Origin of the sequence: Bradyrhizobium sp. WSM1253 (genome assembly GCF_000244935.1) — a bacterium.
In the GTDB taxonomy this organism is placed as follows: Bacteria; Pseudomonadota; Alphaproteobacteria; order Rhizobiales; family Xanthobacteraceae; genus Bradyrhizobium; species Bradyrhizobium canariense.
On the sequence record NZ_JH600073.1, the window covers coordinates 7,233,246 to 7,247,745 of the forward strand.

The following is a 14,500-nucleotide window of genomic DNA, read 5'->3' on the forward strand; positions in this document are numbered from 1 at the left end:
TGCATAGCTATCCGCAAAGCTGCTGGGGGAATGAGTCGCCGTCCCTGACGCCTTCGCCGAGTCGCGGAAGGCGAACGGCAACTATCGCCCCGCGGCGATGACCTCGATCCGCGGAGACGACATGAGACGTGCAATATCGTGTGCCGCCATGCTGCTGGTCCTGACCGTGCTGCTGACCGCTCCGACGATGGCGCGTGACGACGGCCGCTACGCCAACTCGCCGTTAAAGCTCTGGTTCGAGAGCCTGCACAGCGAATACGGCCAATGCTGCTCGGATGCCGACGGCTACGTGGTCGCCGATGTCGACTGGGAATCCGACAAAGGCCGCTATCGCGTGCATCTCGAGGGCGAATGGGTGGTCGTGCCCGACGGCGCCGTCATCACCGAGCCGAATAAGATCGGCCGCACCATGGTGTGGAAGCACTATATCGACGGCCATCCGCGCGTGCGCTGTTTCATGCCGGGCAGCATGACCTAGACTGAAGCGTCATCCCGGGCGACGCGTGGCGTCGAAACGAGACTCTCGCACCAATACATCCGCGCGGCGAGGCAGCGTCCGCGCGCGGCGCTCAGGTCACCGGCGCCGGATTGAACAGCGTCAAATCGTTGTGGATGCCCCAGCGATCCGACCAGGGTTGCGTGCGGCCGCTGGCGACGTCGAGGATCAGGCGGAACAGGTCCCAGCCGGTCTCCTCAATGGTCTTCTCGCCGGTCGCGATGCCGCCGGCATCGAAATCGATCAGGTCCTTCCAGCGTCGCGCGAGCTCGCTGCGGGTCGCGACCTTGATCACGGGCGCAGCCGCAAGGCCGTAAGGCGTGCCGCGGCCGGTGGTGAACACTTGCAGCGTCATGCCGGAGGCGAGCTGGAGCGTGCCGCAGATGAAGTCGGATGCCGGCGTCGCCGCAAACAGCATGCCCTTCTGCGTCGCCTTCTCGCCGGGCGAGAGTACGCCGGTGATTGCGCTTGATCCGGACTTGACGATCGAGCCCAATGATTTCTCGACGATATTCGCCAAGCCGCCCTTCTTGTTGCCCGGCGTGGTGTTGGCGCTGCGGTCCGCGCCGCCGCGGGCGAGATAGGAATCGTACCAGGCCATCTCGCGGACCAGCGCGCGGCCGACGTCCTCGTTGATGGCGCGTCGCGTGAGCAGCTGGATCGCGTCGCGCACTTCGGTGACTTCCGAGAACATCACGGTGGCGCCGGCGCGCACCAGCAGGTCGGCGGCGAAGCCGACCGCAGGGTTCGCGGTGACGCCGGAGAAGGCGTCGCTACCACCGCATTGCAGGCCGATGACGAGATCGGCGGCCGGGCAGGTCTCGCGGGTGCGCTTGTTGAGGATCTTCAGGCGGGCTTCGGCCTGGGTCATGATGGCGTCGACGATGGCGCCAAAACCGTCGAAGGCTTCGTCCTGCATGCGCACGATGGCATTGCTGACGCCTTCCGGCACCAGACGCTCGGGCGCGAGCTTTTCGCATCCCAAGCTGATGACCAGGATCTCGCCGCCGAAATTCGGGTTCTGCGCGATGTTTTGCAGCGTGCGGATCGGAATCACTGCATCAGGCGCGTTGATAGCGACGCCACAGCCATAGGCGTGCGTCAGCGGCACGACGTCGTCGACATTCGGATATTTCGGCAGCAGCTCGGCGCGGATGCGCTTCACCGCGTATTCCATCGTGCCCTTGACGCATTGCACGGAGGAGGAGATGCCGAGGATGTTCTTGGTGCCGACCGAGCCGTCGGAATTGCGAAAGCCTTCGAACGTGAAACCATCGAGCGGCGGCAACGGCGCGGGGACGGCGGTCGAGATTTCCAGCTTGTCGAGGGCAGGGGCCTCCGGCATGCGGATGCGCGCTTCGTCCACCCATTCGCCGGCCAGGATCGGCGCGAGCGCATGGCCGATCACCTCGCCGTAGCGGATGATCGGGGCGTCCTGCGGGATGTCGACCAGCGCCGTCTTGTGCCCCTGCGGCACGAAGGCGCGCAGCGTCAGCCCGCTGGCGAAGCGGGAGCCGGCGGGAAGGCCGAAATCATTGACCACGATCGCGACGTTGTCGCGATCGTTGAGCTTGATGTAGCGGGGCTGCTCTTTCGCTGCGACTGACTGGTCCATCTGCGCTTTGCCTCCGTAGTCGTAGGGTGGGCAAAGGCGCAACGCGCCGTGCCCACCATCTTCACACCGAACGTAAGTGGTGGGCACGCTTCGCTTTGCCCACCCTACGAATCTTCCCCGTGGCTAGCCGGGGAAGGTATAAGCCGTCTTCACCGTGGTGTAGAACTCGCGCGCGTAAGAGCCCTGCTCGCGGGCGCCGTAGCTCGAACCCTTCCGGCCGCCGAACGGCACGTGATAATCGACGCCGGCGGTCGGCAGATTGACCATCACCATGCCGGACTCGCTGTTGCGCTTGTAGTGCGAGGCGTATTTCAGGCTGGTGGTGCAGATGCCGGAGGCAAGGCCGAACTCGGTGTCGTTGGAGATCGCCAGCGCCTCCTCGTAGTTTTTGGCGCGAATGACGGTCGCGACCGGCCCGAAGATTTCTTCGCGCGCGATCCGCATGTTGTTGTTGGCTTCCGTGAACAGCGCCGGCTGCAGGTAGTGACCGGGCGTTTCGCGCTTGAGCAGCTCGCCACCCCAGGCGAGCTTGGCACCCTCGTCCTGGCCGATCTTGATGTAGCGCAGGTCCTGGTCGAGCTGGCTCTGGTCGACCACGGGGCCGATATGCACGCCGGCCTTGAGCGCGTCGTCGACCGTCAGGCCTTTCAGGCGCTCGGTCATCGCCGCAACGAAACGGTCGTGAATACCTTCGGTGACGATCAGGCGCGAGGACGCGGTGCAGCGCTGGCCGGTGGAGAAATAAGCGCCATTGACGGCGACTTCGACCGCGGTCTTGAGATCGGCGTCGTCGAGCACCACCAACGGGTTCTTGCCGCCCATCTCGAGCTGGAATTTCTTCATGTTGCTCGAGGTCACGCAGGCCTGCGCGATCTTGCGGCCCGTCTGCACCGAGCCGGTGAAGGTGATCGCGGCGACGTCGGGATGCTCGATCAGGGTCTGGCCGACCACGGAGCCCGAGCCGACAACGAGGTTGAACACGCCGGCCGGGATGCCGGAACGGGTGATGATCTCGGACAGCGCATGCGCCGAGCCCGGCACCAATTCAGCCGGCTTGAACACCACGGTGTTGCCATAGCAGAGCGCCGGGGCGATCTTCCAGGCGGGGATCGCGATCGGGAAATTCCAGGGCGTGATCATGCCGACGACGCCCATCGGCTCACGGGTGAGCTCGACGTCGATGCCGGGGCGCACCGAGGCGCCCTTTTCGCCGATCATGCGCAGCGCCTCGCCGGCGAAGAATGCGAAGATCTGGCCGGCGCGGGCGACCTCGCCGATGCCTTCGGGGAGGGTCTTGCCTTCCTCGCGCGCGAGCAGGCGGCCGAGCTCTTCCTTGCGGGCGATGATCTCGAGCGAAATCTTGTTCAACGCGTCATAACGCGCCTGCGGTGTCGATTGCGCCCAGGCGGGGAAGGCGGCCTTGGCTGCTGCGATCGCCTTCTCGGTCTGCGTCTTGTCGGCCTTGGCGTATTCGCCGACGAGATCATTGGTGTTGGAGGGATTGATGTTCTTGGTGACGGCGGAGCCATCGACCCATTCGCCGCCGATGAAGTTCTTCAGGATCGCAGTCATAGCTTCCTCCAGAGTTTTTAACGAACCAGGCAGGGACGCTTGTCGTCGAAGGTCCAGCCGGGGATCAAGTCCTGCATGGCAATAGCGTCATCGCGGGCGCCGAGTCCATGCTGCTTGTAAAGGTCATGCGCGGCGTCGATGGCGGCCCTGTCGATTTCGATACCCAGGCCCGGCCTCTCAGGCACGACGATCTTGCCGCCCTTGATCTGGAGCGGCTCCTTCGTCAGGGCCTGGCCGTCCTGCCAGATCCAGTGCGTGTCGATTGCGGTGACCCTGCCGGGGGCGGCGGCGCCGACATGGGTGAACATGGCGAGCGAGATGTCGAAATGGTTGTTGGAGTGCGAACCCCAGGTCAGGCCGTTGTCGCGGCAGGTCTGTGCCACGCGCACCGAGCCCTGCATGGTCCAGAAATGGGGATCGGCGAGCGGAATGTCCACCGCACCGAGGCGCAGCGCATGCGACAATTGCCGCCAATCGGTCGCGATCATGTTGGTCGCGGTCGGCAGGCCCGTTGCGCGGCGGAACTCGGCCATGATCTCACGGCCGGAGAAGCCGCCTTCGGCGCCGCAGGGGTCCTCGGCATAGGCGAGGATGCCGTGCATGTCCTTGCAGAGGCCGACAGCCTCGTCGAGCGACCATGCGCCGTTCGGGTCCAGGGTCACCCGCGCATTCGGAAAGCGCTTGGCGATCGCAGTGACGGCCTCGATCTCCTGCTCGCCGCGCAGCACGCCGCCCTTGAGCTTGAAATCGGCGAAGCCGTAATGGTCGTGGGTGGCTTCCGCGAGCCGCACCACGGTTTCCGGCGTCATCGCCTGCTGATGGCGGAGGTTGAACCATTCGGGCTTGCCGGTCTCGCCGCTGACGTAGTCGAGCTTGCTTTTGCTGATGTCGCCGACGAAGAAGAGATAGCCCAGCGTCTCGACGCTGGTGCGCTGCTGTCCCTCGCCGAGCAGGGCTGCGACCGGCAGGTCGAGATGCTTGCCGAGCAAATCGAGCAACGCCGATTCCACGGCCGTGACGGCATGGATCATGACGCGGAGATCGAAAGTCTGCTTGCCGCGGCCGCCGGCATCGCGATCGGCGAAGGCGGTTCTGATATCGGCGAGGATGTTGTTCATCGCGCCGACGGTCTTGCCGATCACGAGATCACGGGCGTCCTGCAGCGTCTGCCAGATCTTTTGGCCGCCGGGCACCTCGCCGACGCCGGTGTGACCGGCATTGTCAGTGAGGATGACGATGTTGCGGGTGAAGAACGGCGCATGCGCACCGCTCAGATTAAGGAGCATGCTGTCACGGCCTGCGACCGGGATCACCTGCATCGCGGTGACGACCGGTGCGCCAGTGATCTCGGTTTTGGCCATCGCAGGCTCCTCCCTGTGTCGCTTGTTATTCTGCAGCCTGTTGTGACGATCGGATGGCGGGCAGATTCTTCACCAGCGCTGTCACCTCCGCGATCTCCTGCTCGGTGAGATCGGTCAGCGGCGGGCGGACCGGGCCGGAATCGCGGCCGATCACCTTCATGCCGGCCTTGATGATCGAGACCGCATAGCCCTTCTTGCGGTTGCGGATCGCGATCAGCGGCAGGATGAAATCCTTCAGGCCGGCGTGGATCGTCGCATGGTCGCGCTTGCGCACGGCGGCGTAGAAGTTGGTGGCGAATTCCGGAACGAAGTTGAATACCGCCGAAGAGTAGGTCGTCACGCCCATGTCGAGATAGGGCAGTGCGAAGGTCTCTGCGGTCGGCAGGCCGCCGATATAGGTCAGGCGGTCGCCGAGCTTGGTGTAGACGCGGGTCATCAGCTCGATGTCGCCGATGCCGTCCTTGTAGCCGACGAGGTTCGGGCAGCGCTCGGCGAGGCGGGCGAGCGTATCGGGCTGGAGGATGGCGTTGTCGCGGTTGTAGACGATGACGCCGATCTTCACGGAGGCGCAGATCGCTTCCACGTGGGCGGCAAGTCCGTCCTGCTCGGCATGGGTGAGATAGGGCGGCAGCAGCAACAGGCCGTCGGCGCCGGCCTTCTCCGCGCCGATCGCGATCTCGCGCGCGGTGGCGGTGCCGTAGCCGGTGCCGGCGAGCACGGGCACGCGGCCCTTGGTCTCGTCCACGGCGATCTTCACGACCTGCGGAACCTCGGCGGCCGTCAGCGAGAAGAACTCGCCGGTGCCGCCTGCGGCGAACAGGCCTGCTACGTCATAGCCGCACAGCCAGTCCATGTTGGCGCGGTAGGTCGCCTCGTCGAAGGAGTAATCCGCCTTGAACGGCGTGACGGGGAAAGACAGCAGGCCGGATCCGATCTTCTGGGCCATTTCCTGCGGGGTCATCTTGCTCATGGGCGCTGCTCCCTGGTCTCGTGTTGTGGAGGACGCAAAGGCTGCGCGTCCATGCGCCGTGGTTTAGGAGACCGTTCGATGCGGGTCCAAGCCAAACCCTATATCGACCGATGCGAATTCAGCATCAATCTTCCATCACCTCCGCCGAGGACAATTCGCTCGCGATTTTGACGAGCGCCGACAGCAGTGGATTCTCGTCGTCGCGGCGCCAGACCATGAACAGCTCGACCGGAACGCGGGTGCGCAGCTTCAGCGGCCGCAGGCGGACGTCCGCGATCTTCAGGCTCGCCGCCGCCGCCGGCACGATGGCGAGGCCGAGGCCGGCGCGTACCATGGCAAGGATGGAGTGGATCTGGCTGAGATGCTGGACATAGCGCGGCAGAATGTCGGCGCGGGTGAACAGCGCCACCAGCACGTCGTGAAAGTAGCGGCTCTCATAGGGCGAATACATCACGAAGGGCTGGTTGTCGAAATCCTTGATCGTGACGCTCTCGGCATTCGCCAGCGGATGCTTTTTCGGGATCGCGGCGAGCAGGGGTTCGGCGACGACGCGGCGGCTGGCGATTTCCGGGCGCGCGATCGGTGGCCTGAGCAGGCCGGCATCGATCTGGCCCGAGGTCAGCGCCTCGAACTGGTCGCCCGACACCATCTCCTTCAGCGAGAAGTCCACCTCGGGCAGCTTGGCGCGGCAGGCGGCGACGAGCTCGGGGAGGAAGCCATAGGCGGCGGCCGCGGTGAAGCCGATTTTGAGCGAGCCGGACTTGCCGAGCGCGATACGGCGGGCGACCTGCGAGGCGCTTTCCGCAAGCTTCAGGATGCGCCGCGCTTCCGGCAGGAAGCTGCGCCCGGCCGGCGTCAGGCGCACCGAGCGGCTGGTACGCTCCAGCAGCGGCGCATCGATGATGTGCTCCAGCACCTGGATCTGCCGGGACAGCGGCGGCTGGGTCATGTTCAGTCGCGCGGCGGCGCGGCCGAAATGCAGTTCTTCCGCCACCGTGACGAAACAGCGGAGCTGATTGAGGTCGAACATCGATACATGCCTTAGATGGATAAGGCGTTTCCCCGGCGCTTCTAGCATCGATTACTCCCAAAACAAAGACGGCGGCCGTGAAGCCGCCGTTAAGTTGCCTGGTCAAGCTCCCATGGGAGCCCTCAGGAGGAACGTTTGAGCACTACGCGCTCGATCTTGCCGACGACCACGAGATAGGCGAATGCGGCCACCAGCGCATTGGCGCCGACGAATATCAGCGCCCCGTTGAACGAACCGGTCGCGGCCAGGATGTAGCCGATCACGATCGGGGTGCTGATCGAGGAGAGGTTGCCGAAGGTGTTGAACAGGCCGCCCGAGACGCCGCCGGCTTCCTTCGGCGACGTGTCGGAGACGACAGCCCAGCCGAGCGCGCCGATGCCCTTGCCGAAGAAGGCGAGCGCCATGAAGCCGACCACCAGCGCCTGGCCGTCGACATAGTTGCAGGCGATGATCGACATCGACAGCAGCATGCCGCCGACGATCGGGATCTTGCGCGCCATCGTCAACGAGCCGGTCTTGCGCAGGATCGCGTCGGAGATGACGCCGCCAAGCACGCCGCCGATGAAGCCGCACAGCGCCGGCAGCGTCGCGACGAAGCCGGCTTGCAGGATCGACAGGCCGCGCTCCTTGACGAGGTAGACCGGGAACCAGGTCAGGAAGAAGTAGGTCAGCGTGTTGATGCAGTACTGGCCGAGATAGACGCCGAGCATCATACGGTTGGAAAGCAGCTGGCGGATGTGATCCCACCCGGAGCCGGCCTCGGGCGTGCGCTCTTGCTTCAGATCGTCTTTGGGCGCGTCGAGATCGACCAGCGCGCCGCCGTCCTTGATGTAATCGAATTCGGCCTCGTTGATGCCGGGGTGCTCTTTCGGCCCGTAGACTGTCTTGATCCAGACCAGGCCCATGATGATGCCGAGCGCGCCCATCACGAAGAACACGTAGCGCCAGCCGTAATCGTGCGCGATCCAGCCCATCAGCGGTGCGAAGATAACGGTGGCGAAATACTGCCCGGAATTGAAGAAGGCCGACGCGGTGCCGCGCTCATTGCCGGGAAACCAGGCCGCAACGATGCGGGCGTTGGCGGGGAAAGACGGCGCTTCGGCGATGCCGACGAGGAAGCGCAGGCCGAACAGCACGGTGATCGCGGTGCCGGCGCTGAAGAAGCCGACCCAGCCCTGCAGCGTCGTGAACAGCGACCAGACGATGATGCTGAAGGCATAGACGAGGCGGGAGCCGTAGCGGTCGAGCAGCCAGCCACCCGGCACCTGCGCGATCACATAGGACCATCCGAACGCCGAGAAGATGTAGCCCATCGCGACGGGATCGAGATGCAGCTCCTTGGAAAGCGCGGGGCCCGCGATCGACAGCGTGGCGCGGTCGGCATAATTGACGGTCGTGACCAGGAACAACATGGTCACGATGAACAGCCTAACGCGAGACCTTCTCACGTCCGCTGCGGACATCACTGCGCTCATTGCGCGCCTCCTTAGAACTCGAAACGTTTCCCCACTGCGACTCCTAGAGGTGCGCGCGGCAAAGTGTCCAAGTTCAAGGCAGTATCGATCGATGCCGTTTTTGGATGGATGGAACGGCAGGGGGGAGGAACGATTGAGGTGATGGCGAACGCGCTCACCACGTACTCAACTGTCATTTCCCGCGAAAGCGGGGAATCCAGTACGCCGCGGCATCTCGATTCAATCACGTCTGTCACGGCGCACTGGATCGCCCGGTCAAGCCGGGCGATGACACCGAGAGTGGAGTGAGCGCTCGCCTTTGCTACTACTGCCGCGCGCCTGGCAGCAGCGGCGCGAGCAGCCCGCGTGTCACGCCCGGCGGTGCCGCATCGAGTCCCAGCACGGCGCTTGCGGCCGGCAGCGCCGCGTCCGCCATCGCGGCGTGCCCTTCGGCGCTCGGATGCACGGCGCCGCCATAGACGGCGGAGAGCACGCCCCAGGTCGCGTCATGGATGTCGGTCGGCTGGCTTGCTGCCGGCAAGCCTTGCGGATAGGTCATCGCCGCGAAATAGCTGTCATTGGCGTCGCGGATCCAGCGCGCGCGCGGCAAATAGGCGCGGAATTCGGAGGCGCCGCGGCCGCACAGCATCGGCTGGCTCGCTGCGCTCACGATGTCAGGATTGAAGCTCTGGCCGTTCTCGGCAAAGCAGGTGCGGTCGAATTCGGGATCGTTGCCCGAATGCGCGCAGAAGCCATGATCGGCGAACGCTGCCTGATGTGAATCCACGAAGGTCATGCGGTCGGCCTCGGGATCGCGGCACAGCGCGCCGCGGGTGCAGGTGGCGAGCCCCTTCAGTTGCGGCAGGAATTCGGTGTCGACGAAGGTCGAGACGCGGGCGAGGCGCTGCGGGTCGGCGTTGAAGGACGGATGAATGTCGAAGCCGGCGCGGCCGCCGCGGCAGGGCACCCCACCATCGGCGAGCGCCGGGTTGGCGTAGGAGACGTAGACCACGTGCGAGAGGTCGCCGCCGACCAGCGGCTTGAGCGCCTCGCGCAGCTTGACGAAATTCTGCGGCAGCTCGCGCGCCAGCGCATCGCGGGAATCATCGACGCTCGCCATCACCCCGGAGCGCCGGAATATCGCGCGCTCGGTTGCGGTCTCGACGATCACGTCGGCGACGAGGCCGGAGAAATAGACGTCGTTGGCGCCGACCGAGAGCAGCACGAGGTCGAGCGTGCGCTCGGGTTGGCGTTTCCGGGCCGCGGTCAGCGCCTCGCGCAGCTCGGCGACCTGCGCGTTCACGCTGATGTTGCAGACGCCGGTCTTGCCGGGCGGGCATTCGCGGGCGCGCTGCGAGCCGAGCAGCCCGTCGCTGATGCTGGCGCCGGTGCAGGCGAGCGGCAGAAAGGTCACGGCGACGTGGGTGTAGCGTACGGCGAGCGCCAGCGCGGTGCGGGCCTGGTAGCTGTAGAGCGATCGGTGGCAGGGCGAGTTGAACCAGAGCGCGCTGTAGCGCTGCCAGTTAGCAAGCGTATCGGGCGCTTCGCAGGCGCGGCCGCCCTTGAAGCCGGCGCGGCTCGGCCGATAATACTGCGCGCCGGCGGTGCCGAGATAGGAGCGGAAGCAAAAACCTTCGTCCGACAGCGCCAGCGGCCGGTCCGGATTGCCTTCGCCCGAGGCGATGCTGTCTCCGAGGCCAGCGACGAAGATGTCGCGGACCTGGATCTCGGTCTGGACCCGCTGGGTCGGATCGGAGCCGGAGGAGACATCGACGCTCGCGACCGTCTGCTTGCCGTAACGGACCCGCAGATTGACCGGCTCGGCGCAGTCGAAGGTGGATTGTTGCGGCCCGTCGCCGTCGTCGAACGACCAGGCGCAAGTCGCGCCGACCGGCACCGCGCCGGCGAGGCGCACAGTGACGGGATGGTCGAGGGGAGTGAGGTAGTTTTCCTTCGTGTTGTCGCGGGTGCAGGGCTGGTTGACCCGGCCCTGGAGGTCGATGCAGAGCCGGTTGACCATGTTGCGGGCCCAGCCGCGGCCCTCGCTCTGGAGCTCCAGCGATTGCTCTGCGGCGAGGATGCTGCGGTTACGCGCGTTCTCGACATGGAGCAGGAAGTCGCGCTCCTCGCGGAACAGCCGGAAGCGGTTGCGCACCTCCCAGCTGATCTGCATGGCGCCGGCGTCCTGCGCGGCCGCCCGCTCCGGCGGCAAGGCGGTGAGGAGCTCGGCGAGCAGCAGGGCACCGGCGAGGAAACGGCGAAGGAATACAGGGATCATGGCCCGCGTTTTCAACGGCAAAGTTGAGGCGGAAATAAGAGAGCTGCTCTCCGCCTGCAACATTGGTCTGAAGGTTTTACCGGCCGCCGTCTAGCGGACTATCGACGGAGCATGATCTTTTCGGAGAGCCGCTTCGCACTTTTCCGGATCATGCTCAGCGTTTGCTGGCCTGCCGCAGCGACCGCTCGCGCTCCATCGCTGCCACCTGCTTGGGCAGGTTGGCCTGCGCGCAGGCCTCCGCCAGCCGTCGACGCTCCTGCCAGGGCTCCACCACATTCATCCAGAGCTCGCGTGTGCCCATGATGGAGATGGCAAGACCGAACGGGATCACGAAATAGAGGATGCGGAAGACGAGGAGCGTGGCCAGAAGCTGCTCGCGGCCAAATTCGGGCAGCGCCACCAGCATGGCGGCGTCGAACACGCCGAGCGAGCCGGGGGCGTGGCTGGCGAAGCCGAGCAATGTCGCCAGAATGAACACCACGGAGAGCGACAGGAAGTCGATCTGCGGAGTGGCCGGCACCAGAAGGTACATCGCCAGCGCGCAGAATCCGAGATCGACGACGCCGATCAGGATCTGCACCAGCGTCAGCGGCGCTGACGGCAGCACCACCTTCCAGCCCTTCTGGCCGAGCTCGCGGCGCTTCTCGCCCATGCACAGCCAGACCAGATAGGCGCCGATCGAGGCGAGGCCGCCGATCGCAATCAGCCGGTTGATCGACGACGGCAGCTGATCCATGTAGGAGGCGGCATCCGGATGGATGGTCATGCCGATCGAGAGCACGAAGATGTTACCGAGCCAGAAGGTCAGGCCCGACAGGAAGCAGATTTTGGCGACGTCGATCGCATTCAGCCCGTAATCCGAATAGATCCGGAAGCGGATCGCGCCGCCGGTGAAGACTGTGGCGCCGATATTGTGGCCGATCGAATAGGACGTGAAGCTGGAGAGCGCTGCGATGCGATAGGGCACGTGCTTCTTGCCGATCGTTCGCAGTGCAAAAAAGTCGTAGAAGGTCAGCGTACAGAACGCGAAGCATACGCAAATCGCCGCCAGCCCGATGTTTTCGCGGGGGATCTCGGTCAACGCGGTCAGGATGACCCCGGTGTCGATGCCCTTGAGGGTGCGCACCAGCGTGGTGATCGCGAACGCGATGATAAAGACGCTCGCCGCAACGCCGAGTCGCCGCCAGCCGATCCATCTCTTGAAGCCGCGCTTCAGCGCGGTCAGCAGTCCGTGCATTCATCCTCCCGGCGGGGGGCAAGACCGACCAGGCCAGACATTGGCCGGTCGGATGCGATCAGTGCCCGATGTGGGCTTGGATCGCTAGACATGATGTAGCTCATTTAAGGCAAAAACAGTGACTTGTGCAGCCCTTGACAAGGATAGGTTCTGTCTTGGACCAGCCACTTTGTCATACGCAGTTCACATCGGACGCGCGTTAAGCATATGAGTCGTAGGACCGGTCGCGTCCGTCCGTGACATGATTTCAGATCCTGCACGGCCGGCATTGTTCCAGCGCAAGGGATGCGGGCTTTTTTGGAACGACGATGCCGTGCGCTGGTTAGTGCCGCATCAGCAATCGAACATGGCGGAATAACCGGCTTCTCCTGAAAGCCGGTGCCTCCGTGTTCCCACAACCCGAGAGGATCGGACCGATGGGATTGTTCACAAAAGACATCAAAACCATGAACGACCTGTTCGTGCATCAGCTCCAGGACATCTATTACGCCGAGCAGCAGCTCACCAAGGCACTGCCGAAAATGGCGGATAAGGCGACCGATCCGCAGCTGAAGCAGGGCTTTTTGACGCACCTCGAAGAAACCAGGGAGCACGTCAAGCGGCTCGAGGAAGTGTTCAAGATGCACGGTGCGCAGGTGAAGGCGGTCGATTGCCCCGCGATCGACGGCATCATCGAGGAAGCCGACGAGACGGCCGGCGAAGTCGCCGACAAGGCGGTGCTCGACGCCGCGCTGATCAACGCGGCGCAGGCGGCGGAGCATTACGAGATCGTCCGCTACGGCAGCCTGATCGCCTGGGCCAAGCAACTCGGCCGCAACGACTGCGCCAGCATGCTCGCCAAGACGCTCGAGGAGGAGAAGGCCACCGACAAGAAGCTGACCACGATCGCCGAGAGCAAGGTGAATCTGCGCGCTGCAAGCTGAGGCCAGGCTTAGCCAGGATAGAGCGTCGCGCGGTCATCCGCGCGACGCTCGCACGTTACGCATCCATTACGCATGCATCATTCGATCGTTGTCGTAACATGACGGCGAGCGGGAAGTGTATCGTTCGCATGGGGCTGCAACCGAGATGGCAGCATGCGAGTAAGCACCGCCAGATACGAAGCCTTCGAAGCCGGCGCGCCGCATTCCGGCTCCCGCCTTGCGACGTCTCTCACCCTTGCCGCGATGAGCCTTGGTTATGGCGTGGTGCAGCTTGACGTCACCATCGTCAACACCGCGCTCGACGCCATGGGCAGGACGCTCGGCGGCGGCGTCGCCGAGCTGCAATGGGTGGTCAGCGCCTACACCATTGCGTTTGCCGCCTTCATCCTGACGGCCGGCGCACTCGGCGACCGCATCGGCGCCAAGCGCGTCTTCATGGCGGGCTTCGCAATCTTCACCGCGGCCTCGCTCGCCTGTGCGTTGTCGCCCAATGCGACCGTGCTGATTGGGGCGCGGCTGGTCCAGGGGCTGGCGGCGGCGATCCTGGTGCCGAATTCTCTTGCCCTGCTCAATCATGCCTATCCGGATGACCGCGAGCGCGGCCGCGCCGTCGCGATCTGGGCGGCCGGTGCGAGCCTCGCGCTCACCGCGGGCCCCTTCGTCGGCGGCGCGCTGATCACAGTGGTCGGCTGGCGCGCGATCTTTCTCGTCAACCTTCCGATCGGCCTCATCGGCCTTTGGCTGAGCTGGCGCTATGCGACCGAGACCACGCGCGCGCCCTCACGCGAGATCGATCTGCCCGGCCAGCTCGCGGCGATTGGTGCGCTGGGGGCGCTCGCCGGCGCGATCATCGAGGGGGGCGCGCTTGGCTGGCAGCATCCGGCTGTGCTCGCGGCGTTCGCTTCAGCCGCTCTCCTGGCGGTGCTGTTCGTCTGGCGCGAGAGCCGCGCGACGCAGCCGATGCTGCCCCTGTCCCTGTTCGATCACCGGCTGTTCAGCCTGACCGCACTCGTCGGCCTGCTCGTGAACGTCGCGATCTACGGGCTGATCTTCGTGCTCAGCCTGTACTTCCAGAGGATCAACGGCCTGTCGGCGTGGTGGACCGGTCTCGCCTTCGTGCCGATGATGGCGGTGGTGCTTCCAGTCAATCTGCTGGCGCCTCGTCTCGCCGAGCGTATCGGGGCGTGCCCGACCATCGTCGTCGGCGCCTGCGTCTCGGCGCTCGGTTGCGTCGGCCTGCTCTGGATCGAAGCCGGCACGAGCTATTGGGCGATTTTTGCACAGATGATCGCGATCAGCAGCGGACTTGGGCTGCTGGTGCCGCCGCTGACCTCGACCTTGTTGGGCAGCGTCGAGAAGGCGCGCTCCGGCATCGCGGCGGGCGTCCTGAACGCGACGCGGCAGACAGGCAGCGTGCTCGGCGTTGCGCTATTCGGTTCGCTAGTGGCCTCGGAAGGCGCGTTCATGACCGGCCTGCACGCATCGCTGGCGGTCTCGGCCACCGTCCTCGTGCTCGCTGCCGCCGTGATCGGGATCGGCGCGCGTTCGCGCGGGTGAACTGTGT

The 14,500-nt window shown here is 65.0% G+C and carries 11 protein-coding genes; 3 read left to right on the forward strand and 8 right to left on the reverse strand.

Going from position 1 to position 14,500, the window contains the following annotated elements:
* The first annotated feature begins 121 nt into the window (after positions 1–121).
* Positions 122–478, forward strand: a complete 357-nt coding sequence (locus tag BRA1253DRAFT_RS34890) for a hypothetical protein (protein WP_007602052.1) — start codon at positions 122–124, stop codon at positions 476–478.
* Positions 479–569: 91 nt separating this feature from the next.
* Here the strand turns inward: BRA1253DRAFT_RS34890 and garD are convergent, their stop codons facing one another.
* From garD to BRA1253DRAFT_RS34930, 8 genes are all read right to left on the reverse strand, one after another.
* Complete coding sequence (gene garD / locus BRA1253DRAFT_RS34895) at positions 570–2,111, reverse strand: galactarate dehydratase (RefSeq protein ID WP_007602053.1); 1,542 nt, start codon at positions 2,109–2,111, stop codon at positions 570–572.
* Between the two features lie 123 nt (positions 2,112–2,234).
* Positions 2,235–3,683, reverse strand: coding sequence for an aldehyde dehydrogenase family protein (locus BRA1253DRAFT_RS34900; protein ID WP_007602054.1), 1,449 nt, complete (start codon positions 3,681–3,683; stop codon positions 2,235–2,237).
* A 17-nt stretch (positions 3,684–3,700) separates the two neighbouring features.
* Positions 3,701–5,044 (reverse strand): glucarate dehydratase, encoded by a 1,344-nt coding sequence (gudD, locus tag BRA1253DRAFT_RS34905; RefSeq protein ID WP_007602055.1) that lies wholly within the window; start codon positions 5,042–5,044, stop codon positions 3,701–3,703.
* A gap of 25 nt (positions 5,045–5,069) precedes the next feature.
* On the reverse strand, positions 5,070–6,014 hold the full coding sequence (gene kdgD / locus BRA1253DRAFT_RS34910) for a 5-dehydro-4-deoxyglucarate dehydratase (protein WP_007602056.1): 945 nt from the start codon (positions 6,012–6,014) through the stop codon (positions 5,070–5,072).
* Positions 6,015–6,138: 124 nt separating this feature from the next.
* Positions 6,139–7,044 carry a LysR substrate-binding domain-containing protein gene (locus BRA1253DRAFT_RS34915; RefSeq protein ID WP_007602059.1) on the reverse strand — a complete coding sequence of 302 codons (906 nt, stop codon included), beginning with the start codon at positions 7,042–7,044 and terminating at the stop codon, positions 6,139–6,141.
* A gap of 122 nt (positions 7,045–7,166) precedes the next feature.
* Positions 7,167–8,519 carry an MFS transporter gene (locus tag BRA1253DRAFT_RS34920; RefSeq protein WP_007602061.1) on the reverse strand — a complete coding sequence of 451 codons (1,353 nt, stop codon included), beginning with the start codon at positions 8,517–8,519 and terminating at the stop codon, positions 7,167–7,169.
* Positions 8,520–8,823: 304 nt separating this feature from the next.
* A complete protein-coding gene (locus BRA1253DRAFT_RS34925) occupies positions 8,824–10,776 on the reverse strand; it encodes a hypothetical protein (RefSeq protein WP_007602062.1) in 1,953 nt (650 codons plus the stop codon).
* A 154-nt stretch (positions 10,777–10,930) separates the two neighbouring features.
* Positions 10,931–12,013, reverse strand: coding sequence for a YbhN family protein (locus BRA1253DRAFT_RS34930; protein WP_007602064.1), 1,083 nt, complete (start codon positions 12,011–12,013; stop codon positions 10,931–10,933).
* 416 nt (positions 12,014–12,429) lie between these two features.
* Here BRA1253DRAFT_RS34930 and BRA1253DRAFT_RS34935 point away from each other — a divergent pair, with 416 nt between their 5' ends.
* Both BRA1253DRAFT_RS34935 and BRA1253DRAFT_RS34940 read left to right on the forward strand, forming a co-directional pair.
* Complete coding sequence (locus BRA1253DRAFT_RS34935; RefSeq protein ID WP_007602065.1) at positions 12,430–12,936, forward strand: ferritin-like domain-containing protein; 507 nt, start codon at positions 12,430–12,432, stop codon at positions 12,934–12,936.
* Positions 12,937–13,089: 153 nt separating this feature from the next.
* Complete coding sequence (locus tag BRA1253DRAFT_RS34940; protein WP_007602067.1) at positions 13,090–14,493, forward strand: MFS transporter; 1,404 nt, start codon at positions 13,090–13,092, stop codon at positions 14,491–14,493.
* Positions 14,494–14,500 lie beyond the last annotated feature (7 nt).

What these genes read in the sequence shown, in the direction of transcription:
- BRA1253DRAFT_RS34890 (WP_007602052.1), top strand. Translation starts at nt 122, where the DNA reads ATGAGACGTGCAATATCGTGTGCCGCCATGCTGCTGGTCCTGACCGTG.
- garD (WP_007602053.1), bottom strand. Translation starts at nt 2,111, where the DNA reads ATGGACCAGTCAGTCGCAGCGAAAGAGCAGCCCCGCTACATCAAGCTC.
- BRA1253DRAFT_RS34900 (WP_007602054.1), bottom strand. Translation starts at nt 3,683, where the DNA reads ATGACTGCGATCCTGAAGAACTTCATCGGCGGCGAATGGGTCGATGGC.
- gudD (WP_007602055.1), bottom strand. Translation starts at nt 5,044, where the DNA reads ATGGCCAAAACCGAGATCACTGGCGCACCGGTCGTCACCGCGATGCAG.
- kdgD (WP_007602056.1), bottom strand. Translation starts at nt 6,014, where the DNA reads ATGAGCAAGATGACCCCGCAGGAAATGGCCCAGAAGATCGGATCCGGC.
- BRA1253DRAFT_RS34915 (WP_007602059.1), bottom strand. Translation starts at nt 7,044, where the DNA reads ATGTTCGACCTCAATCAGCTCCGCTGTTTCGTCACGGTGGCGGAAGAA.
- BRA1253DRAFT_RS34920 (WP_007602061.1), bottom strand. Translation starts at nt 8,519, where the DNA reads ATGAGCGCAGTGATGTCCGCAGCGGACGTGAGAAGGTCTCGCGTTAGG.
- BRA1253DRAFT_RS34925 (WP_007602062.1), bottom strand. Translation starts at nt 10,776, where the DNA reads ATGATCCCTGTATTCCTTCGCCGTTTCCTCGCCGGTGCCCTGCTGCTC.
- BRA1253DRAFT_RS34930 (WP_007602064.1), bottom strand. Translation starts at nt 12,013, where the DNA reads ATGCACGGACTGCTGACCGCGCTGAAGCGCGGCTTCAAGAGATGGATC.
- BRA1253DRAFT_RS34935 (WP_007602065.1), top strand. Translation starts at nt 12,430, where the DNA reads ATGGGATTGTTCACAAAAGACATCAAAACCATGAACGACCTGTTCGTG.
- BRA1253DRAFT_RS34940 (WP_007602067.1), top strand. Translation starts at nt 13,090, where the DNA reads ATGCGAGTAAGCACCGCCAGATACGAAGCCTTCGAAGCCGGCGCGCCG.